The sequence below is a fragment of the Brevibacillus borstelensis genome (assembly GCF_037834415.1).
Lineage (GTDB): Bacteria > Bacillota > Bacilli > Brevibacillales > Brevibacillaceae > Brevibacillus > Brevibacillus borstelensis_A.
On record NZ_JAUMSJ010000013.1, the window covers coordinates 88,104 to 112,959 of the forward strand.

General features: G+C 50.2%; 21 protein-coding genes and 2 pseudogenes. 17 read left to right on the plus strand and 6 right to left on the minus strand.

All coding sequences use genetic code 11. The features are described 5' to 3' along the window. The first annotated feature begins 99 nt into the window (after window positions 1-99). Complete coding sequence (locus Q3F21_RS12990) at window positions 100-2,277, plus strand: acyltransferase family protein (protein ID WP_340253180.1); 2,178 nt, start codon at window positions 100-102, stop codon at window positions 2,275-2,277. Between the two features lie 65 nt (window positions 2,278-2,342). Here the strand turns inward: Q3F21_RS12990 and Q3F21_RS12995 are convergent, their stop codons facing one another. Then, window positions 2,343-2,834, minus strand: a complete 492-nt coding sequence (locus tag Q3F21_RS12995; protein WP_340253183.1) for a PCYCGC motif-containing (lipo)protein — start codon at window positions 2,832-2,834, stop codon at window positions 2,343-2,345. A 171-nt stretch (window positions 2,835-3,005) separates the two neighbouring features. Here Q3F21_RS12995 and Q3F21_RS13000 point away from each other — a divergent pair, with 171 nt between their 5' ends. Continuing rightward, complete coding sequence (locus tag Q3F21_RS13000; protein ID WP_340253186.1) at window positions 3,006-4,112, plus strand: metal ABC transporter solute-binding protein, Zn/Mn family; 1,107 nt, start codon at window positions 3,006-3,008, stop codon at window positions 4,110-4,112. Between the two features lie 81 nt (window positions 4,113-4,193). Here Q3F21_RS13000 and Q3F21_RS13005 read toward each other — a convergent pair whose 3' ends face one another. Then, window positions 4,194-5,267, minus strand: a complete 1,074-nt coding sequence (locus tag Q3F21_RS13005) for a WG repeat-containing protein (RefSeq protein ID WP_340253189.1) — start codon at window positions 5,265-5,267, stop codon at window positions 4,194-4,196. A 167-nt stretch (window positions 5,268-5,434) separates the two neighbouring features. Between Q3F21_RS13005 and Q3F21_RS13010 the strand changes: the two genes are divergently transcribed. After that, window positions 5,435-6,679 carry a SpoIID/LytB domain-containing protein gene (locus tag Q3F21_RS13010; RefSeq protein WP_340253192.1) on the plus strand — a complete coding sequence of 415 codons (1,245 nt, stop codon included), beginning with the start codon at window positions 5,435-5,437 and terminating at the stop codon, window positions 6,677-6,679. 361 nt (window positions 6,680-7,040) lie between these two features. Then, window positions 7,041-7,577 (plus strand): annotated as a pseudogene (locus Q3F21_RS13015) (metal ABC transporter solute-binding protein, Zn/Mn family); the annotation flags it as partial. Window positions 7,578-8,014: 437 nt separating this feature from the next. Here Q3F21_RS13015 and Q3F21_RS13020 read toward each other — a convergent pair. Both Q3F21_RS13020 and Q3F21_RS13025 read right to left on the minus strand, forming a co-directional pair. Beyond that, entirely contained in the window at window positions 8,015-9,199 is a 1,185-nt protein-coding gene (locus tag Q3F21_RS13020) for an MFS transporter (RefSeq protein WP_340253195.1), read from the minus strand. A 146-nt stretch (window positions 9,200-9,345) separates the two neighbouring features. Continuing rightward, window positions 9,346-9,648, minus strand: a complete 303-nt coding sequence (locus Q3F21_RS13025; protein ID WP_039070485.1) for an ArsR family transcriptional regulator — start codon at window positions 9,646-9,648, stop codon at window positions 9,346-9,348. Window positions 9,649-9,927: 279 nt separating this feature from the next. Here Q3F21_RS13025 and Q3F21_RS13030 point away from each other — a divergent pair, with 279 nt between their 5' ends. The 12 genes and pseudogenes from Q3F21_RS13030 (at window position 9,928) to Q3F21_RS13085 (ending at window position 20,652) form a co-directional block, all read left to right on the plus strand. Further along, a complete protein-coding gene (locus Q3F21_RS13030; RefSeq protein ID WP_340253198.1) occupies window positions 9,928-10,695 on the plus strand; it encodes a metal ABC transporter ATP-binding protein in 768 nt (255 codons plus the stop codon). Between the two features lie 30 nt (window positions 10,696-10,725). Next, window positions 10,726-11,565, plus strand: a complete 840-nt coding sequence (locus Q3F21_RS13035) for a metal ABC transporter permease (protein WP_340253201.1) — start codon at window positions 10,726-10,728, stop codon at window positions 11,563-11,565. Between the two features lie 31 nt (window positions 11,566-11,596). Further along, on the plus strand, window positions 11,597-12,028 hold the full coding sequence (locus Q3F21_RS13040; RefSeq protein WP_340253204.1) for a Fur family transcriptional regulator: 432 nt from the start codon (window positions 11,597-11,599) through the stop codon (window positions 12,026-12,028). A gap of 477 nt (window positions 12,029-12,505) precedes the next feature. Continuing rightward, window positions 12,506-14,128 (plus strand): L-aspartate oxidase, encoded by a 1,623-nt coding sequence (gene nadB / locus Q3F21_RS13045; RefSeq protein ID WP_340253207.1) that lies wholly within the window; start codon window positions 12,506-12,508, stop codon window positions 14,126-14,128. Further along, the gene (gene nadC / locus Q3F21_RS13050) at window positions 14,118-14,963 is read left to right on the plus strand and encodes a carboxylating nicotinate-nucleotide diphosphorylase (protein ID WP_340253210.1); all 846 of its coding nucleotides are present in this window, start codon (window positions 14,118-14,120) and stop codon (window positions 14,961-14,963) included. Before nadB ends, nadC begins: the two co-directional genes overlap by 11 nt. A gap of 10 nt (window positions 14,964-14,973) precedes the next feature. After that, entirely contained in the window at window positions 14,974-15,738 is a 765-nt protein-coding gene (locus Q3F21_RS13055) for a type III pantothenate kinase (RefSeq protein WP_340253213.1), read from the plus strand. Window positions 15,739-16,067: 329 nt separating this feature from the next. Further along, window positions 16,068-16,286: a helix-turn-helix domain-containing protein gene (locus tag Q3F21_RS13060; protein ID WP_340253216.1), complete on the plus strand. Its 219-nt coding sequence runs from the start codon at window positions 16,068-16,070 to the stop codon at window positions 16,284-16,286. 150 nt (window positions 16,287-16,436) lie between these two features. After that, window positions 16,437-17,393 (plus strand): hypothetical protein, encoded by a 957-nt coding sequence (locus tag Q3F21_RS13065; protein WP_340253219.1) that lies wholly within the window; start codon window positions 16,437-16,439, stop codon window positions 17,391-17,393. A gap of 297 nt (window positions 17,394-17,690) precedes the next feature. Then, window positions 17,691-17,840 carry an aspartyl-phosphate phosphatase Spo0E family protein gene (locus Q3F21_RS13070; RefSeq protein ID WP_340253222.1) on the plus strand — a complete coding sequence of 50 codons (150 nt, stop codon included), beginning with the start codon at window positions 17,691-17,693 and terminating at the stop codon, window positions 17,838-17,840. Between the two features lie 141 nt (window positions 17,841-17,981). Next, window positions 17,982-18,214, plus strand: a pseudogene (locus Q3F21_RS13075) (type III pantothenate kinase); the annotation flags it as partial. A 305-nt stretch (window positions 18,215-18,519) separates the two neighbouring features. Further along, complete coding sequence (locus tag Q3F21_RS13080) at window positions 18,520-19,842, plus strand: helix-turn-helix domain-containing protein (protein ID WP_340253225.1); 1,323 nt, start codon at window positions 18,520-18,522, stop codon at window positions 19,840-19,842. Between the two features lie 615 nt (window positions 19,843-20,457). After that, window positions 20,458-20,652, plus strand: a complete 195-nt coding sequence (locus tag Q3F21_RS13085) for an aspartyl-phosphate phosphatase Spo0E family protein (RefSeq protein ID WP_340253228.1) — start codon at window positions 20,458-20,460, stop codon at window positions 20,650-20,652. A 642-nt stretch (window positions 20,653-21,294) separates the two neighbouring features. Here the strand turns inward: Q3F21_RS13085 and Q3F21_RS27445 are convergent. Both Q3F21_RS27445 and fmdA read right to left on the minus strand, forming a co-directional pair. Then, a complete protein-coding gene (locus Q3F21_RS27445; RefSeq protein WP_425341253.1) occupies window positions 21,295-21,660 on the minus strand; it encodes an FmdB family zinc ribbon protein in 366 nt (121 codons plus the stop codon). A 36-nt stretch (window positions 21,661-21,696) separates the two neighbouring features. Continuing rightward, window positions 21,697-22,875 (minus strand): formamidase, encoded by a 1,179-nt coding sequence (gene fmdA, locus Q3F21_RS13090; protein ID WP_340253231.1) that lies wholly within the window; start codon window positions 22,873-22,875, stop codon window positions 21,697-21,699. A 748-nt stretch (window positions 22,876-23,623) separates the two neighbouring features. Between fmdA and ant(6) the strand changes: the two genes are divergently transcribed. Next, entirely contained in the window at window positions 23,624-24,490 is an 867-nt protein-coding gene (gene ant(6), locus Q3F21_RS13095) for an aminoglycoside 6-adenylyltransferase (RefSeq protein WP_340253234.1), read from the plus strand. Window positions 24,491-24,856: the final 366 nt, after the last annotated feature.

Consider the following 24,856-nt stretch of genomic DNA (forward strand, 5'->3'; position numbering starts at 1 on the left):
ATTTCAAGTACACGTGAGGGGAAGGCAGACTGATCATGACAAGAGGGCAGCAAGAATCAAATGCAGCAAGAGTGGCAACACGCAGAGGGGGTGGACGGCATGCCTAAGCCGATCAAGGCAAACGGCCGCTACATGGCTGGCTTGGATGGGCTTAGAGCTTTGGCTGTGTTGGCTGTTATTTCCTACCACCTTCAGTTGGATTGGACACCCGGCGGGTTGCTGGGGGTCGGTGTATTTTTCGTTTTGTCCGGATATTTGATCACGGATATCCTGATCGCCGAGTGGAAACGCAGCGGCCGTCTCAACCTGTGCGATTTTTTGCTGAGACGGGCGAGGCGGCTTCTGCCCGCGATGCTTGTCATGATGGCCGGGGTTGTAGGGTGGCTTGCCTATACCGATCCTTCCCGGCTTTTGTCCATGAAAGAAGAGATTTTGTCAGCGCTGCTCTATGCCAGCAACTGGTGGCTGATCTTTCATGAAGTATCGTACTTTGAGAGCTTCGGTCCGTCTTCTCCGTTGGGCCATTTTTGGTCGCTGGCCGTGGAGGAGCAGTTTTACCTGCTCTGGCCATTGCTGCTCGTACTTGGGCTTAGCCTCATCCGGCAGCGGGGCAAGCTGCTCGGGCTGACGCTGGCGGGAGCGGGTGCTTCGGCTTTGGCGATGGGCCTGCTCTTTGAACCGGGGACGGATCCGAGCCGGGTCTATTACGGGACCGACACCCGAGCCTTCGGTCTGCTCATCGGAGCGGCGCTCGCGATGGTATGGCCGAGCAGGAAGCTATCGAGCAGCGTCTCGGCCGGGGTGCGCTGGACCCTCGATCTGGTCGGGGGAGCGGGGCTATTGGCCGTTGTCTCGATGATGGTGAAAATGAACGAGTATGACCAGTTTCTTTATCAAGGCGGATTGGTCGTGCTTTCCCTGGCGACGGCTGTAGTGGTAGCGGTGCTGGCCCACCCCGCCTCCACGCTTGGCAAGCTGATGGGCTTGAAGCCTTTGCGGTGGATTGGCGTTCGCTCGTACGGCATCTACCTGTGGCATTATCCCGTCATCGTACTGACCAGCCCGTCGGTAAACACAGGGGGCGTGAATGTCCCGCTGGCGCTTCTCCAGGTCGCGGCAAGCGTTCTGCTCGCTGCCCTGTCGTGGAAATTCATCGAGGAACCGATTCGCCATGGCGGATTGGGACGGTTGTGGGGGCGGATCAAAGGACGGTCGGGAAGGAGCCGACGCGTCGCATGGGTGACTTCCGTTGCGGCATTGCTCGTGGTCTGCCTTTCCTATGCGGGGATGACTCACCTGTTCCCGATCGCTACCGCAAGCTCGTCTTCAACCGACAACGGCTCGGGCAAGACGGGAGCAGAAGTGTCCAACGGTCAGGTGGCTGGTGCTGCGGCAGCAAAAGCATCCGGGGATGAAAAGGGAGCGAAGCCTCAGGGCCGTACGGAGAGCGCGGCGGCAGACAAGACCGGCAGCGCAAAAGGAACACAGCCTCCCGCGAGCAATGCGGCAAAAGGAAAGGAAAGCAATCAGTCCGGCGGCGGGAACAACGCCAAAGGCACGTCCCCGGCCGGTGGGAAGAACGGTGCCAAAGACAGCGAACACACTCCTGCTGGCGGCGTGAATGAGCCAAAAGACAAGCAGGCACCGCCAGCGACGGGAAACAACGCTTCTGGATCGGATCCCTCGACGGACGGCCAGGACGAGAAGGGTGCGATCAACGACACGAATAGCGGTTCGCCGGAAGGTTCAGTTACGGAAAAAACCGAGAAAACAGACGGAGCGGCTGTACTCGCGGATGGACATGGCATTACTGTGATCGGAGATTCCGTGATTCTGGACGCGGAGCCTTATTTGCAAGAGATGCTGCCGGGAATCGTCGTCGACGGAAAAATCGGCCGGCAAATGTCGCAGGCGCTGGAAGTGGCCAACCGCCTCCATGCAGAAGGCAAACTGGGGAAAACGGTGGCCCTGGAGCTGGGCTCCAACGGTGCGTTTACGAAAAAGCAGATGGATTCGCTTCTGCACACACTCGGCAAAAATCGGCAGATCGTCTTGATCAACACCCGCGTCCCGCGACCGTGGGAGAGTACGGTCAACGAAGCGCTGAAAGAGCGAGCCGACAGCTCTCCGCAAATTGCGCTGATCGACTGGCATGCGGCCAGCGCCAACAAGGATGAGTATTTTGTAAAAGACGGCGTTCACCTCACTGTCGAAGGAGCCAAAGCCTACGCCTCGCTTTTGGCAAACGCCCTCAAGGACTTGCGCGAAATAGATTAAGTACAAACAAGAACCCCTTCCATCTGCCGGAAGGGGTTTTGCAATTGGATTTTTCACACCATGGATTACGACGGCATGGGAGTCGGGGTCGGCTGGCCGTAGCCTTCTTTATAAGTATCGTCGATGAATGCGCGGATCTCTTTGTCGGACTTTCCATCCACCTTCATCTTGGCTGAGACTACGGCGATTTCCATGCATACGCCGCAGCGGGTGCCGTGATCGTCCCAAACGATGGAGCCGTCTTCTTTTTCCTCTTTAATAAAGCAGTTGCCGTTGTGCTGGTGTCCGGCGCTTTCTCCGCACCCGCAGTAACAAGGGATTACTTTGAGCAGCTCGCGGTTGGCAGCGGCGACTTTATAGGCAGCGACGATTTGCGGGTCCTGGTTGTCCAAAAAGCTGGGCAGTTGATCCACCGAAGCAGTCACCTCCTGCAGGTCTCCATTCGGGGCGTGCTGCTGATGGGCGGCATGATCGCCCTGGGCTTTGTCTTGGGAGGCGCAGCCGGAGACAAGGGCTGCAGCCAACAGACCAATCACAAAGAAATGTTTCCGTTTCATTCGGGACAGACCTCCTTATCGGTATCATAGCATAATGCGGTGAAGAAATTGTGAAGAAACCGACGCAAATCGGAATAAATCCTATTTACTTTATGGGCGGCTGCCCGTATAATAAAAAACGGTTGAGTTACAAATCGGAATGATTATGAATTGGAAGAGGAGTGGAAAAGAATGAAGAAAACCATGCTGGCTATGCTGACGATGATGACAGCACTGGCGATGGCTGGCTGCGGAGGAGCAAATACCGCCAGTACGCCTCCGCAATCAAATGATGGAACGTCAAAAATAAAAGTGTACACGACGCTTTACCCGCTGGAATACGCGGCCAAGCGCATCGCCGGGGAATATGCCGACGTGGCGAATATCGTGCCTCCCGGAGTGGAGCCCCACGATTTCGAACCGACCGCGAAAGACATGGTCGACCTCACCAGTGCCGATCTGTTCGTTTACAACGGGAGCGGTTTTGAAGCATGGGTGGACAATGCGGTAAAAGGCATGGACAAAAACAAGACGACCGTGGTCAACACTACGGAAGGTCTTTCCTTGCTGGAATCTGCGGGAGGACATGACCACGACCATGAGCACGGGCATGAAGGCGAAGCAGCCGCGGCAGGTCATGATGAGCACAAGGACAGCACCGGGGCACAAAACCATGAAGAACACAAGGACGGCACAGAAGCCCAGGGTCACGCGGAACACAAGGACGCTGCTTCCGGCTCCACGAAGGAGCACGAGCACGAGCATCATGACCATGGCGGCACCGATCCTCACGTCTGGCTCGATCCGACTATGCTGAAAGCACAAGCGGAAAAAATCAAGTCGGCTCTGGCAGAAAAAGACAAGGCCCATGCCGACGCCTACGGGAAAAATTACCAGCAGCTGGCCGCCGATCTCGATCAGCTGGACAAAGACTTTGCGGATATGGTCAACAAATCCCCCAAAAAAGAGTTTATGGTTTCCCACAGCGCCTTTGCCTATCTAGCCAAGCGTTACGGATTGGAACAGGTGGCGATCTCGGGGATCGATCCTGCCGACGAGCCGTCCCCGTCAGAGATGAAGGAACTGGTCGAGCATGTGAAGGAACACAACATTTCGTACGTTCTGTTTGAAACCCTGGCCTCTCCGAAGGTAGCCGAGGTGATCGCCAAAGAAGCGGGTGTCCAGACGGGAACGCTCAATCCTTTGGAAGGCTTGACGGAGGAAGAGGCGAAAGCGGGGAAAGACTATCTCTCTATTATGAAAGACAACCTCGAAATGCTGCGTGCGGCATTGAAATAGGAAACAGGAACGGAAGCTGTCCTTGGCGATCCATAGAGCCAAAGGAGCAGCTTCTTTTTTTATATCTTTTATATCCGGATTTTACTGTTGCGGGGGCCAGACAACTCCACCGCTGCGATCGATATAGCCCCATGCTGTACCCGTTTGCACGTTAGCCAGGCCATGATGAAAGTCGTAAGCAAAATCAAATTGAGCCGGAATGACGATTTCTCCGCGTGCGTTGATAAACCCCCACTTTTCGTTAAGCTTTACTGCGGCAAGCCCCTCGGAAAAGGAACCCACCTCCGCAAATTGCGGGGCAATGGCTGTCTTTCCCGTCTTGTCGACAAATCCCCACCCTTGCCCTGTCTTGACCTCGGCCAATCCTTCGGAAAAAGCATGGGCCAATTCGTACGCGGGGGCTATTTTCATCGTACCCTGTCGATCGATAAATCCCCATTTGCCGTCGAGCTTCACCGCTGCGAATCCCTCTTGAAAAGAATGTGCACTCTGGAAGGTGGGCGGGATGACTGCCTTTCCGCTTTTGTCCAAAAAGCCGCATAGATTCCCTGTTTTTATAAAAGCCAAGCCTTCGGAGTAATCCCCCAGTTCTTGTACATTCGGAAACGGGATCTCGAAAGCCGGTTCTCCAGATTCGTTGATAAAGCGGAAGGAGTCGTGATCATGGACAGCAGCCAGCCCCTCGTGAAAGCTTCCGGCGAATTTAAATTGCGGTGTGATGACGACTTTGCCGGTCCGATCAATATAACCCCATCCTTCTCCGTTCGGGACCCGTACCGCAGCCAGCCCTTCCGAAAAATCCTGTGCATCGGGAAATTGAAAATCGATTCGAACTCTTCCTTGTTTATCGATGTACCCCAGCTTCCGATCATCATTCTCTGCGAGGGCGAGTCCTTCGGAAAAACCAGAACCCTGGAAAAATGTCGGTGGGATGATTTGATGTCCATTCTGATCGATATATCCTGTCCGATCTTTAATTCTAACAGGGAAAAGCTCGTCGGATAGGCTTGCTTGATTGTTCCGGTTGATTTGTTCGGCAGGAGTGGATTCCTTGGCACCATGATTTGCCAATCGAGTCTGCGGATTTTGTGATGAGCATCCAACTAATATAGCCATTAGTAGAATTCCAACAGAACGCAAACGAATAATATTCATAATAAAACACCTCCATATATTTACAAAAATCAACATTGTGATAAAATCTCATATATATGTATTATTTGTAATAATTTACAAAAGAGCAATAGGTTTAAGGGGGGAAATTGCAGTCAAAAAACTATTGTTTTCAATTTTTGATGTAAACAAAGAGGAGGTTAATGTTCGTGAGTATTTCTTTTTTTCGATGGAGTGCTACATCATTGGTATTCTTCTTAGTACTATCAATTACTATGACGGTAGTTATACCAGTTAGTTTCGCGAAGGAGCACAAAGGTAACTCTCCAAAATCATTGATTAGTGAAAGAATTAAAGCAATAGACGAGCAGAGGTGGTCAGATTTGGCCGACTTTTGGGTGGAACAACTAAGAAATGAAATGAAGGACTTTTATGAAAATGAAGAAAATGAGCAGGAAAAGCTGGGGATCTTTAATGTTAAATCCGCAAAAATGGTTGATATGAAGGAGTTGTCTGATGAGATAGCGGCAACTAGTACTGATATTGACTACTACAGAAGCCAATATGATACCGTAGCAACTTATTACGTTGCAACCGATTTGCTTGTCCATGAAGAGGATAAATATCATATGAACGGTGTAAATTATCAGTTGTATGTACTGGCAAAGGAAAAAGGTGAGTGGAGAATATTGGAGGTATCTGATGCACCAGTAGAAAATTTTGTTGAGTGGGGAGTCGGTTTTGGAACTAAAGACGAGAAATCACTTGCTAAAGTCTATAAAGAAAGACAAAAAGGAATTTTCCTTAATAGAAAAGGTAACACAATCAATTCGTATGATCATAAAATGAAAAATTCGTCGCAAAAAAAGGATTTCCTTGCTGTTGATGACCATGTCGAACCAGGTATAATCAGGATATATATGACATATCCGGAGAATAAAGAATACTACAAATGCAAATCTAATTGTGTAAAAGCGATTGGTTTCAGAAATACCTATCTAGAAAATGTTCTCCCGAATGAATGGATATCCAGTTGGCATGAAGAATCTCTTAAAGCTGGAGCAATGTCAGTTAAAATGTTTGCGTGGTGGTATGTATATCATCCCAAACGCACTGACGTTGGTGCAGATTTATCGGATCAGTTTAAAGATTCACAGGAGTTTCATGTGGAATCATCAACTCCCGAGACAGATGATGCAATATATGCCGTTAGAAAATACGGATTAGAAACCACACAGACATCAAGAATTTTCCCTGTGTATCACCGAGCCGGCAGTAATGATAGTTCTGGAAAAGCCGGGGGTATTGTCAGACAAAAAGGAACACAATATTTGGCGAAAAAAGAAGGCTACGATTATTTGGAAATTCTCCAATATTACTTGAATGGGTCTAACTACAGTTCCGATAAAAATGATGTCGAAGGGGAAAATGTAAGATTGTTTACAGCCCGATAATATCCGTTGACCATAGCTAACACACGGAATTGAGTTCAAAAACTTTGAGGAACATAATTCATGAGTTGCCCTACGACTTGATAATATATCCAAGGAGCAGGGCAATTTTTTTGCTTGCATCGAAATGTTCAATGTCTACACTGATCAATTTACATTATAGTAAAGAGAACGATTGACTCCTTTAGATTTTTAACAAATCATAGTACGATGGAAAGTGATAAATCAGAATAATTTCGATTTATGGAAGGGAGCGTCATGGAAGGGACACATGGGGAGGATGCCATAGTCAAGCTGACTTCGCTATTCTTTCTTTGCAATACGAAGAGAAAACCGTGCTGGAAAACATAATTTCTCTCTGGAGCATGACCACGGCGGCACCGATCCACACGGTCTGGCTCGATCCGACCATGCTGAAAGCACAGGCGGAAAAAATCAAGTCGGCTCTTGTTGAAAAAGACAAAACTCATGCCGAAACGCCTACGAAAAGAACTACCAGCAGCTGGCCACCGATCTGGATCAGCTGGACAAAGACTTTGCGGATATGGTCAGCAAATCCTCCAAAAAAGAGTTTATGGTTTCCCACAGCGCCTTTGCTTATCTGGCCAAGCGTTACGGACTGGAGCAGGTGGCGATCTCGGGGATCGATCCTGCCGACGAGCCGTCTCCGTCAGAGATGAAGGAACTGGTCGTGCATGTGAAGGAACACAACATTTCGTACGTCTTGTTTGAGACGCTGGCCTCCCCGAAGGTAGCGAAGGTCATCACGAAAGAAGCGGGTGTCCAGACGGGAACGCTCAATCCTTTGGAAGGGTTGACGGAGGAAGAGGCGAAAGCGGGAAAAGACTACCTTTGCATTATGAAAGACAACCTGGAGATGCTGCGTACGGCATTGAAATAGCGAGCAAGAGCGGAAGCTGTCCTTGGCGGTCCATAGAGCCAAAGGGGCAGCTTCCGTTTTTATATCCGATTTTACTGTTGCGGGGGCCAGACAACTTCACCGCTGTGATCGAATATATCCCATTTGCCGTCAAGCTTCACTGTTGCGAATTTTTATAAAAGCCAAGCCTTCGGAGTAATCCCCCAGTTCTTGTACATTCGGAAACGGGTTCTCGAAAGCCGGTTCTCCGGATTGGTTGATAAACATTCTTTAATATCAAATCTGCAAAACTGGTTGATCTGAAAATTGACAAACAATGAAGAAAGGGTCCAATATTGGTTACGAATTCAGGCGAAAATAAAGAGATTGTTTTTCATGAATAACAGTAGGCCTATAACAGCTGCCATGCACAAAAAAACCGGAATCGGTTCGGCCCTCCTGATTCCGGTTGTATTCGTTTATTCGTTTGCTTGAGCCCTCTGCTTTCCTTCACTCATCCGCAGCCGTAACAGAAACGCTGCAAGGATCGCCAGGACCACTCCGATCATGCCGAACCATGTAACCGACGACAACGACACTTGGTCGATGACGATGCCTCCAATTCCTGCACCGGCCGCCATGGACAATTGCATCATGGATTGGTTAAGGCCAAGCATGATTCCCGAATAATTTGGTTCAATCCGAACCAGATTAAATTGCTGCGTAGGACCGGTAGACCAGGCCGCAAACGACCACAAAACCAACAAGCCTACCACAAGGGGCCACGAATGGGGTAAGGAAACGGAAACGGATAGCAAGATGAGAGCTGCTGCGTGCAGAAACATTCCCCCGATCAATGTCGGGAACACTCCCCATCTATCCGTACTGAACCCGCCAAATTTGGATCCGACTAAGCTGGCGATTCCGAACGCCAATAAAGCTGCGCTCAGCACTTCCTCCTTCAAGCCGGCGGCATCGAGAAGATAAGGCGATATATAGGTGTAGGCTATGGAGTAGCCGCCCAGCCAGAAGAAGGTAATGGCAAGCCCTAGCGCCACTTTTCCGTTTTTCAAAAAGGCAAGCTGCTTGGACAGCGGAACGGGTTCGTCCCCTTTGACTCGAGGTAATACTGTGTAAAGAACAAACATCGCCAGCAAGCCTGCCAGTGCCAGGAAGCCAAACACAGATCTCCATCCGAACTCGGCTGCTGCAATTCGTCCAAGAGGAACGCCGATAATTAAAGAAGCAGTAAATCCCATAACCACTGTGGCAAGGGCACTTGCTTGTTTGCCCGGGGCGGCAATTTTGGCGGCAATATCCAAGGCGGTGACAACCACCATTCCCGCACCTAGAGCCATGATGACACGTGCTGCAACAAAAAGCTCAAATCCAGATAGGACAAAAGACAAAACATTCCCTAACACGAAGATGCCCATTGCAGAAACCAGCAGCTTTTGTCTTTCCCATTTTGCCGTCAAAGCCATGAGTACCGGAGTGCAGATGGCATAAACGAATGAAAATATCGTAACAAGCTGCCCAGCCAAAGTGACGGAGATACCCAAGGTCTCCGAGATCTTATCCAAGATGCCCGAAATCACATACTCGGATGTGCCGACTAAAAAACTGACTAATGCCAAAAAGTATACCTTCCACGTACTGGACAATGAGATCACAACTCCTTTGTTGATTTTAGATCGATAAATCGGAAAATGTAGATATGAGAGACAAAACTATATGGTGATACATATCGCGATATGTCGATTCAATAAACAAAACAAAAACCGAATACATTTTCGGTATTCAGTTCAAATTAGAGCTCACTATTGAAAAAAGCAGCGAATTCACGTATTTTCTCTTCATTCCTTTTATAGTACGTAAATTTGCCGATCCGCTCTGTTTTTATCAGACCGGCTCGTTGCAGTATGGACAAATACTGGGAAACCGTTGATTGAGTCATCTTCAGCTTTTCTGTGACCTGACTCACGCAAACCCCGATTTTTCTCATATCAATCCCTTCGTGGGGCACAAAATGTTTTTCCGGCTCCTTTAACCATTGCAAAATTTGCAACCTCGACTCGTTAGACAATGCTTTAAATACTTCGATTGGATCCATAATCATCATTATATCGACAATTCCCGATATGTCAACACAAATGGGTTCACCACTGTTTCTGGTGGCATCTAACGCCTGGTTTGCTGTAATGTGTTTGGCGTTCGCCCTGGGAACCGCGGTCAGAACATGCGGATTTTTAAGAGCGGAGAGGATATTCTGGACGTTGATGGCGGAAAATCAGAATGCCGCATTTGGCTTCTTGAGATTTTTGCCGAATCGTAGTACGATGTAACGTAGTAAATCAGAATAAATCCGATTTAAAGGAAGAAGGATGGCGTCATGGAAGCGAAACATGAGGATGCCGTAGTCAAGCTGACGTCGGTATTCTTTCAATATGAAGAGAAAGTCGTGCTGGAAAACATAAACTTCTCTCTGGAACGCGGAGACTTCGTCGGCATTGTCGGACCGAACGGCTCAGGCAAATCGACGCTGATGAAGCTGCTGCTCGGACTGCTTCCGGCCACGAAGGGGACAGTTGAGCTGTTTGGACAGCCGTTGTCCAAGTTCCGGGATTGGAGCAAGATCGGTTACGTGGCCCAGCAGGTCGCTCACGGGGCGGGCGGCTTTCCGGCTACAGTGCGGGAGGTAGTCGCTTCCGGGCTGGTGGGAAAGGTCGGTTTGTTCCGCCGACTCCAAGGCAAGCACCATCAAAAAGTCGAGGAAGTCGTCGCACGCGTCGGCTTGACGGAAAAGCTGGACCAGCGGATCGGCAGCCTGTCCGGCGGGCAGCTGCAGCGTGTGTTTATCGCCCGGGCGTTGGTGGCGGAGCCGGAGCTTTTGATTCTCGACGAGCCTACCGTCGGCGTGGATCAGGAGTCGATCGAGCAGTTTTACGAGCTGCTTCGTTCGCTGAAAGAAGAAAACGGCATGACGATGATGATCGTCAGCCACGATGTGGGCGTGATGACACAGTGGGTCAACAAGGTAGCCTGCCTGCAGCGGAAGCTTCACTTCCACGGCTCCGCACACGACTTTGCCCACAATCACGAACAGATTTTGCAGCAAATGTACGGTGATTCGATCAAAATGCTGGCTCACCATCATTGATAGACTTAGGATGAAAGAAGGAGTAGAACCATGCTGGCTGACTGGTGGCAGTATGACTTTTTGCGGTATACCTTGTTTTCAGGGGTACTGATTGGATTGATTTGTCCCATTCTCGGAACCTTTTTGATTGTGCGCCGCCTGTCGATGATGGCGGACGGCCTTTCGCACGTTACGCTTTCGGGCGTGGCTGCCGGCATGCTGATCTCGAAAAAGGTGGCGCTGTTTCAAGCCGTCAATCCCTTGTTTTTCGGCATGCTGTTCTCGGTGGTCGGCTCCCTGTTCATCGAGCGGCTGCGCAAGGTGTACAAATCGTATCAGGACCTGGCGATTCCGATCATCCTCTCGACCGGGCTGGGGCTGTTCACCGTCCTGATCAGCATCGCCAAAGGCTTTAACACCGACCTGTACTCGTACCTGTTCGGCAAGATCGTGACGGTCACCAAGGAAGATTTGTACGCGCTGGTCGGCGTGGCGGCGGTCGTGCTCGGCACCGTTTTCCTCATTTACAAGGAGCTGTTTGCCGTATCCTTTGACGAGGAATTCGCCCGCGTCTCCGGGGTGGCCCGCCGTTCGATCAACCTCTGGTTTATGGTCCTGGTGGCCCTGACGATCGCGGCCTCGATGCGGATCGTAGGCGTACTGTTGATCTCCGCCCTGATTACGCTTCCGGTAGCGGCCAGTCTGCAGATCGCTGGAAGCTTTCGCCAGACGATTTTGTACGCGATTGTCTTTGCGGAAACATCGGTGCTGGCCGGTCTCTATTTTGCCTATCTGCTAGATTGGGCATCTGGTGGTACAATTGTATTGGTAGCCGTTAGCATCCTGTTGATCGTGCTCGGTGTGAAGAAAATCAAAGCGGCTCTGCGATAGCATCTGACAAATGCGGGAAGGAGCAAGGACGATGAAGGTAGAAGAAGCGCTGCAGATATTGAAGGAAAAAGGATATAAATACACGGGTAAACGGGAAAAGCTGATCCGCATCTGCGCGGCGGAGAGACGGTACCTGTCAGCCAAGGATATCATGGAACGGATCAAGGACGACTACCCCAATCTCAGCTTTGACACCGTTTATCGCAACATCTCGACGTTCGTCGATCTGGGCATTCTGGAGGAGACGGAGCTGGATGGAGAGGGAAAATACCGGCTGGCCTGTTCCGCCGACGGCCACCATCACCACCACGTCATCTGCACCGAATGCGGCAAGACCTCCTCGCTCCCCGGCTGCCCGATGAACATCATGTCGGCAATCCCTGATGACTTCCAGGTCACCGGCCACAAATTCGAAGTATACGGCACTTGCTCCGACTGTGCGTCAGCGCCGTCTCATTCATAAGATTCCACAGATTTCCTTTCAGCCTTTGCTGCGATGACAAGTTCATCGAAGCAAAGGCTTTTTTATTTTTGCTTTTAGGAAGACCGGGCAAAAACCAATCGCCGTAGAGATGAAACAGGAGAAAAAGGCGAAGGTCTTTGGGACACCCGCCCAGGAGGAATGGAAAAAGGGGAACACGCTTTTAGCGTCCAACCTCTGAGAAGCCTCCTTGGGCAGGCTGCTTTTGGACGCGGTTCCCCTTTTGGAATGGAGCCGGACAGTTCAGGCATCCAAGCAAGTGTCCCACCGAACCTGGAGCCTTTTTCTCCTGTTTCATCTCCTCCACCGCAGCCCGAACAACGCCCGCCGATACCCGAAAGCCTCGCAAAGCTTTCCAGCTTGCGAAAGAGCTTCGCCCACTCATTTTGCTAGCAAGACCTATTTGCTATAATGGGTGAAACATCGATTTGATCAAGGATGAGAGAAGGGACACAGGAAATGATCCCCCGCTATATAGCTGACTTTGATTTGCAAACATTGCCTCGGATGAAAACGGAAGTCGCGGTCATCGGCGCCGGCATCGCCGGGCTGTACACAGCCCTGCAAGCCAGTGAACAAAATGAAGTGGTATTGATCAGCAAAAAGAAACTCGACGACAGCAATACCCGCTGGGCGCAAGGCGGCATTGCCGCAGTCACGGCCAAATCCGACTCGCCCGCGCTGCACCGCCAGGACACCTTGATCGCGGGTGCGGGCCTGTGCTCCTACGAAGCGGTGGAAGTCCTCGTCCACGAAGGGCCGGAACGGTTAAAAGAACTGATCGCCTACGGCACAGAGTTTGACAAGGACGCCGAGGGGCGGTACGAGCTGACCAAAGAAGGGGCGCACAGCAAGCGCCGCATTTTGCATGCCCACGGCGACGCCACGGGAGCGGAAATCGTCCGCGCCCTGTCCGAGCGCGTTCGGGAGAAGTCCAACATCACCGTACTCGAAGACCACTTTGCGATTGACGTCGTCACGCAGGATGGCGAATGCGTCGGCGTGCTCGCCATGAGGCCGGACGGCGAACGCTTTTTTCTGGAGGCAAAAGCCACCGTGCTCGCGACCGGGGGAGCGGGTCAGCTCTATCGCTACACGACCAATCCGGAAATCGCGACGGCGGACGGGATCGCGATCGCGTACCGGGCCGGAGCCCGGATCAAGGATGTGGAGTTTATCCAGTTTCACCCGACAGCACTGTATTATCCGGGCGCGCCGCGCTTTCTCATCTCGGAGGCCGTTCGCGGGGAAGGGGCGATTCTCCGCAATACGAGCGGGGAGCGCTTCATGGAAAAGTACCATCCGCAAAAGGAACTGGCGCCGCGCGACATCGTGGCCCGCGCGATCGTTTCCGAGATGGAGCGCACGCATTCGCCCTATGTCTATCTGGATATCACGCATGAGTCGGAGGAGCTGATCAAGCATCGCTTCCCGACCATTTACCAATTCTGCCTCAAATACGGGCTGGACATGGTGACGGACTGGATTCCGGTCGCGCCTGCCTGCCACTATATCATGGGCGGGGTCCAGACCGATCTGAACGGAGAGACTTCCACCAAGCGCCTGTTTGCCTGCGGAGAGGTATCCTGCACGGGTGTGCACGGTGCAAACCGCCTGGCGAGCAACTCGCTGTCGGAAGCGGTTGTGTTTGGCCGCCGGATCGTGCACCGAATTCGCGAGCTTCCGCCGCTCCCGGAAATCCGTCCGCTGCAGGCAAAGGGAGAAAGACGGACGAATCGCACCGTCAATACGAGGGAGCAGCGGGTCAAGCTGCAAAAGCTGATGCTGCGCCACGTAGGCGTGAAGCGGCAGGAAAAGGGACTGCAAAAAGCGCTGGAAGAACTGGAGCACATGCAGCGTTTTTACGCCTGCGAGCACCGGGAAATCGAGGCATTCGAATTTCTCAACCTACTGGGCACGGCCGTGCTGACGACGCGCGCGGCATTGCGGCGGGAGGAAAGCAGGGGCGGGCACTACCGCAACGATTTCCCGAACAAGGACGATTTGATTTGGCGCAAGCACATCATCCAGTCGATGGATGAGGGCGTACGTGAGGAGAGTGACCAGTACGATGTGGAATAAGCGGGAATTGCAACGCAAAATAGAAGAGTGGCTGCATGAAGACATCGGCTTCGGCGACGTGACGACGATGAGCACGATCCCCGAAACGGAGGCAGGCACGGGCATCCTGTACGCCAAGGAAGCAGGGATCATTGCCGGATTGTCCGTGGCGGAGCTCGTGTTTGCGACCGTAGACCCGGCCTTGTCCTTTACAAGCCGTGTCCAAGAAGGCGCACGTGTCGAAGTAGGCGAGCAGGTCGCAGAGGTCAGCGGTTCGGTTCGCTCGATCCTGAGCGGCGAGCGCCTGGCGCTCAATCTGCTCCAGCGCATGTCCGGCATCGCGACGCGGACCCGGCAGTATGCCGACGCGGTCGCGGGAACGAAGGCGCGGGTGGTGGATACGCGAAAAACCACACCGGGCCTGAGAATGCTGGAAAAATACGCGGTCCGCATCGGCGGCGGACACAACCACCGTTATGCGCTCTATGACGCTGTGATGATCAAGGATAACCACATCAAGGGAGCGGGCGGGATTGCGCAGGCAGTCGCGGCGGCCCGTGCCGCCATCCCGCATACGATGAAAATCGAGGTGGAGGCGGAGTCGCTGGAGCAGGTGCAGGAGGCGCTGGATGCCGGAGCCGACATCATCATGCTGGACAACATGCCAAACGATAGGATGCGCGAAGCCGTCGCCATGATCGGCGGCCGCGCTGTCGTAGAAGCCTCCGGCGGCGTCACGCTGGAGACGATCGGGGGCATTGCCCAAACAGGGGTGGACGTCATCTCGGTCGGCGCGTTGACCCATTCCGTAAAGGCGCTGGACATCAGTCTCGATTTAAACACCCGGAAACGGTAGGAGAAGCCTTATGCTACTGGTGATGGACATCGGAAATTCCAACATCGTGATGGGACTATACGAGGGAGAGGCGCTGCGTCACCATTGGCGCGTGGCTACGGACCGCAACAAAACGGAAGACGAATACGGCATGCTCGTCCGCAGCCTGTTTGACAGTGTCGGCCTGACACTCGGCAGCGTGGATGGCGTCATCATTTCCTCAGTCGTGCCGCCGATCAACGTGATGATGGAGCGGATGTGCGAAAAGTACTTGCGCCATAAGCCCTTGCTGGTCGGGCCCGGGATCAAGACCGGCCTCAACATCAAATACGAGTACCCGCGCGAGGTCGGCACGGACCGCATCGTCAATGCGGTGGCCGCGATCCACGAGTACGGAACCCCGCTGATCGTCGTCGACTTTGGCACCGCGACCACCTTTTGCTATGTAGACAAGCGCGGGCAGTACTGGGGCGGTGCGATCGCGCCAGGCATCGGCATTTCCACGGAGGCGCTGGTCAGCCGCGCCGCCAAGCTGCCGCGCATCGAGATCGCGAGGCCCTCGTCCGTGGTAGGACGCAATACGATTTCCGCGATGCAGGCGGGCATCTATTATGGCTTTGTCGGCCAAGTGGAGGGCATCGTCCGCCGGATCAAGGCCGAGTACGGCACGCAGCCGACTGTGGTAGCGACCGGGGGCTTGGCTCCTTTGATTGCAAACGAAGCGGAGTGCATTGACGTGGTCGATGGCGACTTGACGCTAAAGGGCCTTCGTTTGATTTACGAACGGAATCAGTGAGCTGTGAGCTTGTTCATAAAGAGGAGAAGAGGAGCAGTTCTCTTGCAGATAAATTCGCGGGAGAACTGCTCTCTTTTGTTATGGAGCTGTAGGATTTCGCCGTGTCCTGCCGCTGTTCTTGCTTTCACTCGGTTTGGAGAAAAAGCGACCGCCTCCCTTCTTTGCCTGCGAGAGTTTGCTGCCAAAAATCTGTCGGAAGAAACACTTCCACAGATTTACCTATATATGGGTGGGGTGGTAAACTAAAGCGATAAAGCAAAATTCTTATCTATGCGAATGTACCGGACAGAATCGTTACCACTTTGGAACAGGGGGGAGTGTTTTTCTATATGGGGCTGCAAGTGACAGTGCAGCGGTCGCTGCGGTCAGAAATAGAAAGGCATCGGAAACAAAACGGCTATACATTGAGTAAGCTCAGCGAATTGTCCGGCATCAATCACGGACATCTCAGCGATATTCTACGCGGCAATCGGCCGATGACGGTCGGACAGCTGGATGCTTTGACGAAAGTTTTTGGCAAACCTCCCGGGTGGCTCTATGATTTGTAAACGGAGGAGTGTTTCGCAAAAGAGAGGGTATCCCGGCCGCGAGTGATCCCTTACCTGATCCGGTGTGCGGAAATTGGCCTGCACGACTGTATCCAGCAGGTCGTATCCAAACTGCTGGAAGACCCCAAAAATGTCAGCATCCTTTTTTCCGTGGCAGAGCAGCTGTTTGAGAACGGGAAACGGAAAGAGTCCGTTCCCTTCTATGAGTTCGTCATAGAAAATGAGAAGGACAGTCATTCCGACCGCTTTTTGATCAGTCAGTACCGGTTGTTCCGGGCATCGCAAGGGACAGATGCCGAAGAGAACTGGAAGGCGGTCATTCGGTTTGAGCCTTATCGGAAGCGTTTGCCGGAAAATTTTCAACTGGACGGGCTGTTGCAATTGGCTAACTTATCATTTACTTTGCATAGATGGAAAGAGGTGGAGAAGTATGCTGATGAATTGAGAGAACTGGCAATGGCTGTTTATCAGGATGAGATTCGCAAGCGCGAGAGCAAGAATCCCACGGGACCGTTCAAAACAGAGCGAAGCTTGGTTGTATACTACGGGCAAGGATTCTTATTGAAAAGTGTCGCTTTGGAAATGCAAAAGTCATATGAGCAGGCGAAAAAGTTTGTGAAAGGCTACGAAAATTTACGCTGGTTTGAATTGCTTGATGACGTTGGGAGGGAAGAAGTAGAAAAATTTGAAACATGGGCAAAAGCTAACTTGTACACGCTTGAGATATTGATGGGCAATACAGATATTTTGGATGAATATGTAACTTATCTGGCGAATCATCCGAACGAAATACTACCTGGATTGATTGCCATTTTGGAAGCATCCAATTCACATCACTTCTGCGTTGACCACATTTTGGATACATTCTCCGGTGAAATTGCCAGTTTTCGCAATGGAAGAGATGCTGTTAGTCAAGATCGCCATTTTCAATTCAGATATCACAAAATGCTGTATGAGTTTCGCAAGAATAGAATGGAGCAAGGAATCGAGGAAGCTTTATGTTGCCTGTCTTTGTTAAAGGAAATGAATCGCCCGCTGGAATTGGATATTCTAAACCTGATTCAACAAAAAATAGGAAGATTGTTTCTGCCTACCAACGCGGTGTAGAGGGATGACAATGGGCCAGTACCTTAAAATGCTACTGGTCCTTTATATTTCCTTATTTACCCAATCCCTCATTTCTTGGAGAATCTTGTATAGTTATAAATGTCCTTGTCTTACATAATAAGGAGGGTGTGATATTCTATAACCGTGAAAAAGGTAGAATGTCTGGAATGGAAAGTTGGCCCCGTGTGCCCGGTAACAGGAAAGACTTCAAAAGGGGGATCGCATGCTCCTAGAGGCAGGCGTGTAATCCGGCTGATAGAGGGGCAGGAACAAAGTCGGCATGACGAGTCGGACTTAGTGAAAATAATCGAAAGCTTGCGAGGACAATTAGTGAAGCTTGTACAAGAAAAAGGCTTTTCTAACGGTGAAGTCGTGGAATTGAGCCAGCAGCTGGACAAGTATATTGTCCAGTATCAAAACAGGATGAAACGGAAGCCTATAAAATAGATGAAAACGAATGCATGTGTATGAGCCGATTTTAGAAAAACTACAAGCGGTTTAATTTTCCGAAAGGCAACCATTGCTCTTTCTCGGCATAAAGAAGAGAGCAGAGGACGTCAGCACACAGCCGAATTGGCTCACTCCCCGTCCGTGGTGGGACGCAATACGATTACCGCGATGCAGGCGGGAATCTACTACGGCTTTGTCGGTCAGGTGGAGGGTATCGTCCGCCGGATCAAAACCGAGTACGGCTTACAGCCGACTGTGGTAGCGACTGGGGACTTAGCTCCTTTGATTGCAGACGAAGTGGAGTGCATCGACATCGTGGATGGCGACTTGAGCTGAAGGGCCTTCGTTTGAATTACGAACGGAATCAGTGAGCCGTGGGCTTGCTTATAAACAGGGAGCGGTTCTCTTGCAAAAAAACCAGGAGGATCGCTTTCTTTTGTTAAGGGGGGGGTTTTGCGAATTTGTTGAGTCTTGTCGTAATTCTAGTTTTCACTTCGTCCAAGAAGAAACAGGAGTTTGCTACCAAAAATCTGACGAAATAAATATTTCAACTGATTTACCTTTATATGGATCATATGGTAAACTGGAGTAAAAACAATAAAACGAAGATTCTTCATCGTAGTGAATGTACCGGACGGAATTGTTACCACTTGGAAACAGGGGGGAGTGTTTTTCTATGGGGCTGCAAGTGACGGTGCAGCGGTCGTTGCGGTCAGAGATAGAAAGGCATCAGAAGCAAAACGGCTATACATTGAGCAAGCTCAGTGAATTATCCGGTATCAATCACGGACATCTCAGTGATATTTTACGTGGCAACCGCCCGATGACAATCGGACAGCTGGATGCTTTGACAAAAGTTTTTGGCAAACCTCCCGGGTGGCTCTATGAATTGTACACAGAGGAGTGTTTCGCAAGAGAAAGGGTATCTCGCCCGCGAGTGATCCCTTATCTGATCCGGTGCGCGGAAATTGGCCTGCATGACTGTATTCAACTGACAGTTTCTAAATTACTGGATGATCGAAAAAACGTGGGTATCCTTTTTTCAGTAGCAGAGCAGCTATTTGAAAACGGGAAGTACAAAGAGTCTGTGCCTTTTTATAAACTTGTGATTGAAAATGAGAAGGACAGCCATACAGACCGTTTTGCAATCAGTCAGTACCGGTTGTTTCGAGCATTACAAGGCACAGATGCCGAAGAAAACTGGAAGGCGCTTATTCGGTTTGAACCTTATCGAAATCGACTGCCAGAAAGTTACCAACTGGACGGGCTTTTTCATTTAAAGAAAGTGTGTTTTATGTTGCAAAAGTGGAAGGAAGTGGAGAAGTACGCTGATGAATTAAGATCACTTGCCATGAGGGTGTATCAGGATGAACTACGTAAACGGAAAAGCGGAAAGCCTTGTGAGCCGTTAAAAACGGAACGTCATTTGGTTGTGTACTATGGACAAGGGTTTCTTGTAAAAGGCGTCGCGTTACAAATGCAAGGGCTATACGCAGAAGCGAAAAAGTATGTCCAAGGCTATGCTGATCTTGGATGGTTTGAACTTTTGGATGATGTTGGGCGAAGAGAGGTTGAGAGGTTTAAGATTTGGGCAAAGGCTAATTTGTATACATATGACTTGCTGATGGGACAAACGTATATTTTAGCTGACTATTTGGACTTTTTAGAAAAGCATCCGGAAGAATTACGAGCTGGACTTTTAACGATCATGGAAGCAGCCAGTAAATATGACATTGACATCGAACAAATCTTAGAAAAGTACTCTACAGAAATAGAGCATTTTTATGACTATAACGATCAGGTTAATATGGTGAGATATTACAATTTTAGGTATAATAAAGTCATATACGAGCTAAAGAAGGGGCGCATTACCAACGCACTTGACGAAATTTTGCGCTGCTTGGATTTAGCCGATAGATTGAAGAGTCAAGAAGCATTTAAACGTTGTACAGCATTGTTTTTGGCCTGTGCATCGGAATTGCAAGCAATGAAACATTAACTGCTACGACAAGCGAGAAAGTAAAGAAGCTAGGGAAAACCGCATCGTTTTTCCTTTGCTTCCTTTTTTTCCTGTTGGTTCAAGAAAAGTGGCTAGGCTGATGCCTGCCACTTTCAACATGTTATGTGCCAGTGCCACAATTCCGATCTCGACTTTACGTCGGGCATAGATAGCTGCTTTGTCTTCACATTCAAGGGCTGCTTTTGCCCTTGCCTCATTTCTTCAAAAATCGTATTCCAATGAACCTGACGGTTATTATACGGCTTGAATGTGGGAGCAAATTGTCTCTTGGAAACAATATTTTCTTCTTTAACCTCTAGGGGGAGGATTGTTTGCGTAGTATATTTTTGAAAAAAAGGGGTCTCCAGGAGGTTAGTCAAAACCGACTGTCTGGACAGCCCCTTTTTATATTTCCTTATTTTCTCAATCCCCCATTTCTTGGAGAATCTTGTATAGTTATAAATGTCCTCGTCTTACATAATAAGGAAGGTGTGATATTCGATAGCTGTGAAGAAGGTAGAATGTCTGGAATGGGACGTTGCCCTCATGTGCCCGGTAACAGGAATGTCTCTACAAGGGAGATCGCTTGCTCCTAAAGGCAGGTGTGTAATTCGGTTGGTAGAGGATCAGGAAAAAAGTCCGCATAACGAGTCGGACTTGTTGAAAATGATAGAAAGCTTGCGAGGACAATTAGTAAAGCTTGTACAAGAAAAAGGCTTTTCTAACGGCGAAGTCGTGGAATTAAGCCAGCAGCTGGACAAGTATATTGTCCAGTATCAAAACAGGATAAAACGAAAGCCTATAAAATAGATGCAACGAATGCATGTGTATGAGCGAATTCAGAAAAAACGACAGGCGGTTTGATCTTCGTTCGGAAAGGCAATCATTGCTCTTTCCCGGCATAAAGGACAGAGCGGAGGATCGTCAGCACAGCTGAATTCGCTTACTCCCCGCAATGTGTCAAAGGCAACCGAGCCCAATAGAGCGGGAAACAGGAAAAAGTCGGTTTCTCTATGATCGGAAAATGCATCGTCTGATTGGCGGCCAGCCGGGGTAAAACCATCCCGGCTAGAGCAGGCATGTAAAAAACGAGGGTGACAATACCGATGTACAAGCATGGCCCGGTTAGCGGCGTTCGGCTTTGGCTGCAACGTAGCGCTGTGAGTATACTTGAGCGTCGGGAGTCTCCAAGCAATCGGTGATGAACATATGCAGCCGCTTTTTTGTACGTAAAGCGTGCAGCAAAGCTTTCGAATACCTGTGCAAAGATGATTTTCGGATTTTGCTCTTCGATGACGAAAGGAATGGTCACAAGGCCGATCTCATACTCGTTTGACGAGTGGCCGACGAGAGCTTCCCCCTCGCAAAATTCAAACGAAAGCGAAAACAGCCCAGCACCATAACGGTTCTGGGCTTATATATATCCTGCGGCGATAGAGTTTCCCAAACGGATTAATGCCCGACCTGCCACGGGCGGCTGGGTGCATGTGAACGATGAGCTGGTGGGCCGAGTCGAGAAGCATGGCCTGCATGGCTGTGTCCATGCGAGTGGCAAGTATGCCCGTGCCTGTGGCTGCTGCCATGTCTATGGCCTTCCCCGGAACAGCCGGGAGCCTCCTTTTTGACCACTTTTGGCACCGCACTCTGCTCGATTCGGGTTCGCAGCGCTTTTGACGACGTAATCAACCCGGCGGGTGAATAGAGCCGGACGGCGATCTTTTGGCATTCCGGGCAATGGCCGGGGTCGCCGGCTTGCGCCATACTGCGGTACAGATCGAAAACGCCGCAGGTTTCGCATAAAAACGAGTAGGTTGGCATAGCTGATCCTCTCCTATAAAGAAAAATGAAGGCCGGTTACTTCGGCGTGATATCCCGATCAAAGATCGCCGTCGGTATGGCGAGCGTACAGCATGCGTTCGGAATGTCGACAATGCCGCTGATCCGCCCTTCCACAGGGGCAGTCGAAAGCAGCATGTAGGCCTGCTCGCCCGTGTACCCGAGCGTTTTCAGGTACTCGATGGCGTTCAGGCAGGCGCGCCGGTAGGCGAGATGAGCGTCAAGATAGTGCTGTTTGCCGCTGAATTCATCGACGGAAATGCCTTCAAACACGAGAAATTCGGAATAGCGAGGCTCGACCGGACCGGGCTTGAATACCGGATTGTTGACGATGCCGTATTTGGCCATGCCGCCCTTGATGATATCCACGTGCAGATCGATGAAGCCCGCCATTTCGATGCCGCCGCAGAAAGAGATTTCTCCGTCGCCCTGGGAAAAGTGAATGTCCCCCATCGACAGCTTCGCTCCTTTGACAAAGACGGGGAAGTAGATGCGGGAGCCTCGGGAAAGGTTTTTGATATCGCAGTTTCCGCCATTTTCCCGCGGAGGCACGGTGCGGGCGCCCTCGGCAGCGATGCGCTCATACTCGGCACCGGTGAGCGAACCGAGCACAGTGCTCGCCGGATCGGGAAGAGTAGCCAGCTCCGGTACGCGATGCGGGTCTGTTGCGACCAGCTCTCTTTCGCGCTTGTTCCACTTCGCGAGCAGCTCGTGGGAAGGAGCGACGCCGATCAGTCCGGGGTGGGTCATGCCGGCGAATTTGACCCCGGGAATGTGGCGGGAGGTGGTGTAGATCCCGTGAAAATCCCAAATCGACTTGGCTGCTTCGGGATAATGCTCTGTGAGGAATCCGCCGCCGTTTTCCCGGGCGAAAATGCCGGCAAAGCCCCATTCCGCCCCTTGGAGCGCCCCTATATCGAGTATGTCGACGACGAGCAGATCGCCCGGCTCCGCCCCGTTTACCCAAATCGGTCCGCTAAGCACGTGGACGCGCTTTAGGTTGACCTCGCGGATGTCGCTCGGATCGTCGTTGTTTTTGATTTGTCCATCGGTCCAGTCCTTGCATTCGATGCGAAACACTGCCCCCGGGTTGACCGCAGCCACGGCGGGAATATCGGGATGCCAGCGGTTGTGACCGGGTAAATCCTGCTCTTCCATCGGTTTGGTCAAATCCACCTTGAACAGCACTTCAGGCATTTTGTTTCCCCCTTGTTTTCCTCATTTGCTCATCTGTTTTCACCTGTCCCCCCTTAGTAAGTCCTTATGCGGAAAGGCAACCAAATAATCCTGGTTCTTCCATTGAGACAAAGAAAAGCGCCCGGAGGGATTCGGGCGCTTAAGGATTCTTTTAAGCTCAGCAAAAAATGTTACAAACACATACGCTCTGTTGTTGGCCGAGCAACTGAATCAGACGAAAGCATCCAAATAAATATAGTCCAGAACAGACTGCTCAAGTCTGGTCTTTTTAAGTGCGATGGGCAGTCGTGTTCACGTGTGTGAGACACTGTTTGTAGAACTCCTGCTTTGCTGCTTTGATCACCTTGTTTGTCGGATCGTTTTTTTCCGGAAGACGCGACACGCAGCCGAAGGAAAACAAATCCGGAATGAAGAAGCCGACTTTTTATCGCTGCGTAAAGGATTACAAGCTGGATATTTATGATTGTTTGATAAAAATTTACCAAAGTGATACTCTAAAATGATGCCCAATTTCTAATGCTGGTAGGAGTGTCTTGAATCATGCTTCCCCAATATGAACAGTTTATCGAGAACGTTAAAGTGAAATTTATCCAGGACCATCGCGTGATTGGGCTCCTTGGGGGCGGTTCCATGATAACGGAAGCAATGGATGAATACAGTGACTTGGATCTTATTGTAACGCCTTGCAATCGCTTATCTGAATAAAGTTTACGCCTCATCCCATTTAACGGAAGCGGAGGACTAGATCGTGAGAAATGAACAAGAAATGATGGAGATGCTTGTTGGTTTTGCAGCGAATGATAGCAGAGTTCGATTGGTTACATTGGAAGGGTCCCGTACGAACCCCAATATTCCCGGCGATGCGTTTCAAGATTTTGATATTGCTTATTTTGTGACAGATATGGATTCTTTTAAAGAAAACGATCAATGGCTAACGGTGTTCGGAAACCGGGTTATGATGCAAAAACCTGAAGATATGGAGCTGTTTCCATCCGAATTAGGCAATTGGTTTTCGTACATGATTCTTTTCGAAGACGGCAATAAGGTAGACCTTACCCTTATTCCGATAAGCGAAGTAGACGATTATTTTGCAAGCAGCGACGGCTTGGTGAAGGTCTTGCTCGATAAGGACGGTATGATAAAAAATGAAGTGATCGCAAACGACCGTCAATATTGGATTAAAAAACCTACCGCAAAAGAATTCGACGACTGTTGCAACGAATTTTGGATGACATCCACTTATGTAGTGAAAGGGTTGGCAAGAAAAGAGATCCTTTTTGCAGCTGATCATTTGAATGAAATTGTTCGGCCTAATTTGTTACGAATGATGTCTTGGCAAATCGGTGCCAAACACGGTTATTCCTTTAGCGTGGGGAAGAATTACAAATTTATCGAGCGCTACCTTCCGGCGGATAGTTGGGAAGCTTTACTTTCCACTTATTCCGAGAATGGTTACCCTCATATGTGGAAGTCTTTATTTATCTGTTACGAGTTATTCAGAACATACTCGAAGGCTGTAGCGGAAACTCTCGGATATCCATATCCGGACTATGATAAAGCTATCACCAAGTATACGGAAAATGTCTATCGTTATTACAGTGAGCAGAATAAATGATCAATCGAGAAGAACTGTATTTGGAATCTATTGGGAACTTGCATAATTGAAACTATCTCTTATTCATATGGATTATTTCGAATCTTGTCCCCACCTTACCAGGTAGTTCCGGGGCAGAGCATCAGCTTTTCCATACAAACTATAAAACTCTCGTCTATAAAAATGAAAGCAAGGAAATAGTTGCTATAGTGGGCTTATCTCCGGGAGTAGAAAAACAGTTTCAGTGGAAGAATGCTTTGGTTTATTCACCTCATTTTTACAACGCGAAAGACGAAGAGAAAGGGATTGCAACGGGTTATAGATGTGTAAGACAGCAAACCAAAAAAGCGGCATCGAGCAACGATCCCCAGATACAGCAATGCAAAA

Excerpts from the sequence above, each read along its gene's own strand:
- Q3F21_RS12990 (WP_340253180.1), top strand. The coding sequence starts at position 100 with ATGCCTAAGCCGATCAAGGCAAACGGCCGCTACATGGCTGGCTTGGAT.
- Q3F21_RS12995 (WP_340253183.1), bottom strand. The coding sequence starts at position 2,834 with ATGAAACGGAAACATTTCTTTGTGATTGGTCTGTTGGCTGCAGCCCTT.
- Q3F21_RS13000 (WP_340253186.1), top strand. The coding sequence starts at position 3,006 with ATGAAGAAAACCATGCTGGCTATGCTGACGATGATGACAGCACTGGCG.
- Q3F21_RS13005 (WP_340253189.1), bottom strand. The coding sequence starts at position 5,267 with ATGAATATTATTCGTTTGCGTTCTGTTGGAATTCTACTAATGGCTATA.
- Q3F21_RS13025 (WP_039070485.1), bottom strand. The coding sequence starts at position 9,648 with ATGGATCCAATCGAAGTATTTAAAGCATTGTCTAACGAGTCGAGGTTG.
- Q3F21_RS13030 (WP_340253198.1), top strand. The coding sequence starts at position 9,928 with ATGGAAGCGAAACATGAGGATGCCGTAGTCAAGCTGACGTCGGTATTC.
- Q3F21_RS13035 (WP_340253201.1), top strand. The coding sequence starts at position 10,726 with ATGCTGGCTGACTGGTGGCAGTATGACTTTTTGCGGTATACCTTGTTT.
- Q3F21_RS13040 (WP_340253204.1), top strand. The coding sequence starts at position 11,597 with ATGAAGGTAGAAGAAGCGCTGCAGATATTGAAGGAAAAAGGATATAAA.
- nadB (WP_340253207.1), top strand. The coding sequence starts at position 12,506 with ATGATCCCCCGCTATATAGCTGACTTTGATTTGCAAACATTGCCTCGG.
- nadC (WP_340253210.1), top strand. The coding sequence starts at position 14,118 with ATGTGGAATAAGCGGGAATTGCAACGCAAAATAGAAGAGTGGCTGCAT.
- Q3F21_RS13055 (WP_340253213.1), top strand. The coding sequence starts at position 14,974 with ATGCTACTGGTGATGGACATCGGAAATTCCAACATCGTGATGGGACTA.
- Q3F21_RS13060 (WP_340253216.1), top strand. The coding sequence starts at position 16,068 with ATGGGGCTGCAAGTGACAGTGCAGCGGTCGCTGCGGTCAGAAATAGAA.
- Q3F21_RS13080 (WP_340253225.1), top strand. The coding sequence starts at position 18,520 with ATGGGGCTGCAAGTGACGGTGCAGCGGTCGTTGCGGTCAGAGATAGAA.
- Q3F21_RS27445 (WP_425341253.1), bottom strand. The coding sequence starts at position 21,660 with ATGCCAACCTACTCGTTTTTATGCGAAACCTGCGGCGTTTTCGATCTG.
- fmdA (WP_340253231.1), bottom strand. The coding sequence starts at position 22,875 with ATGCCTGAAGTGCTGTTCAAGGTGGATTTGACCAAACCGATGGAAGAG.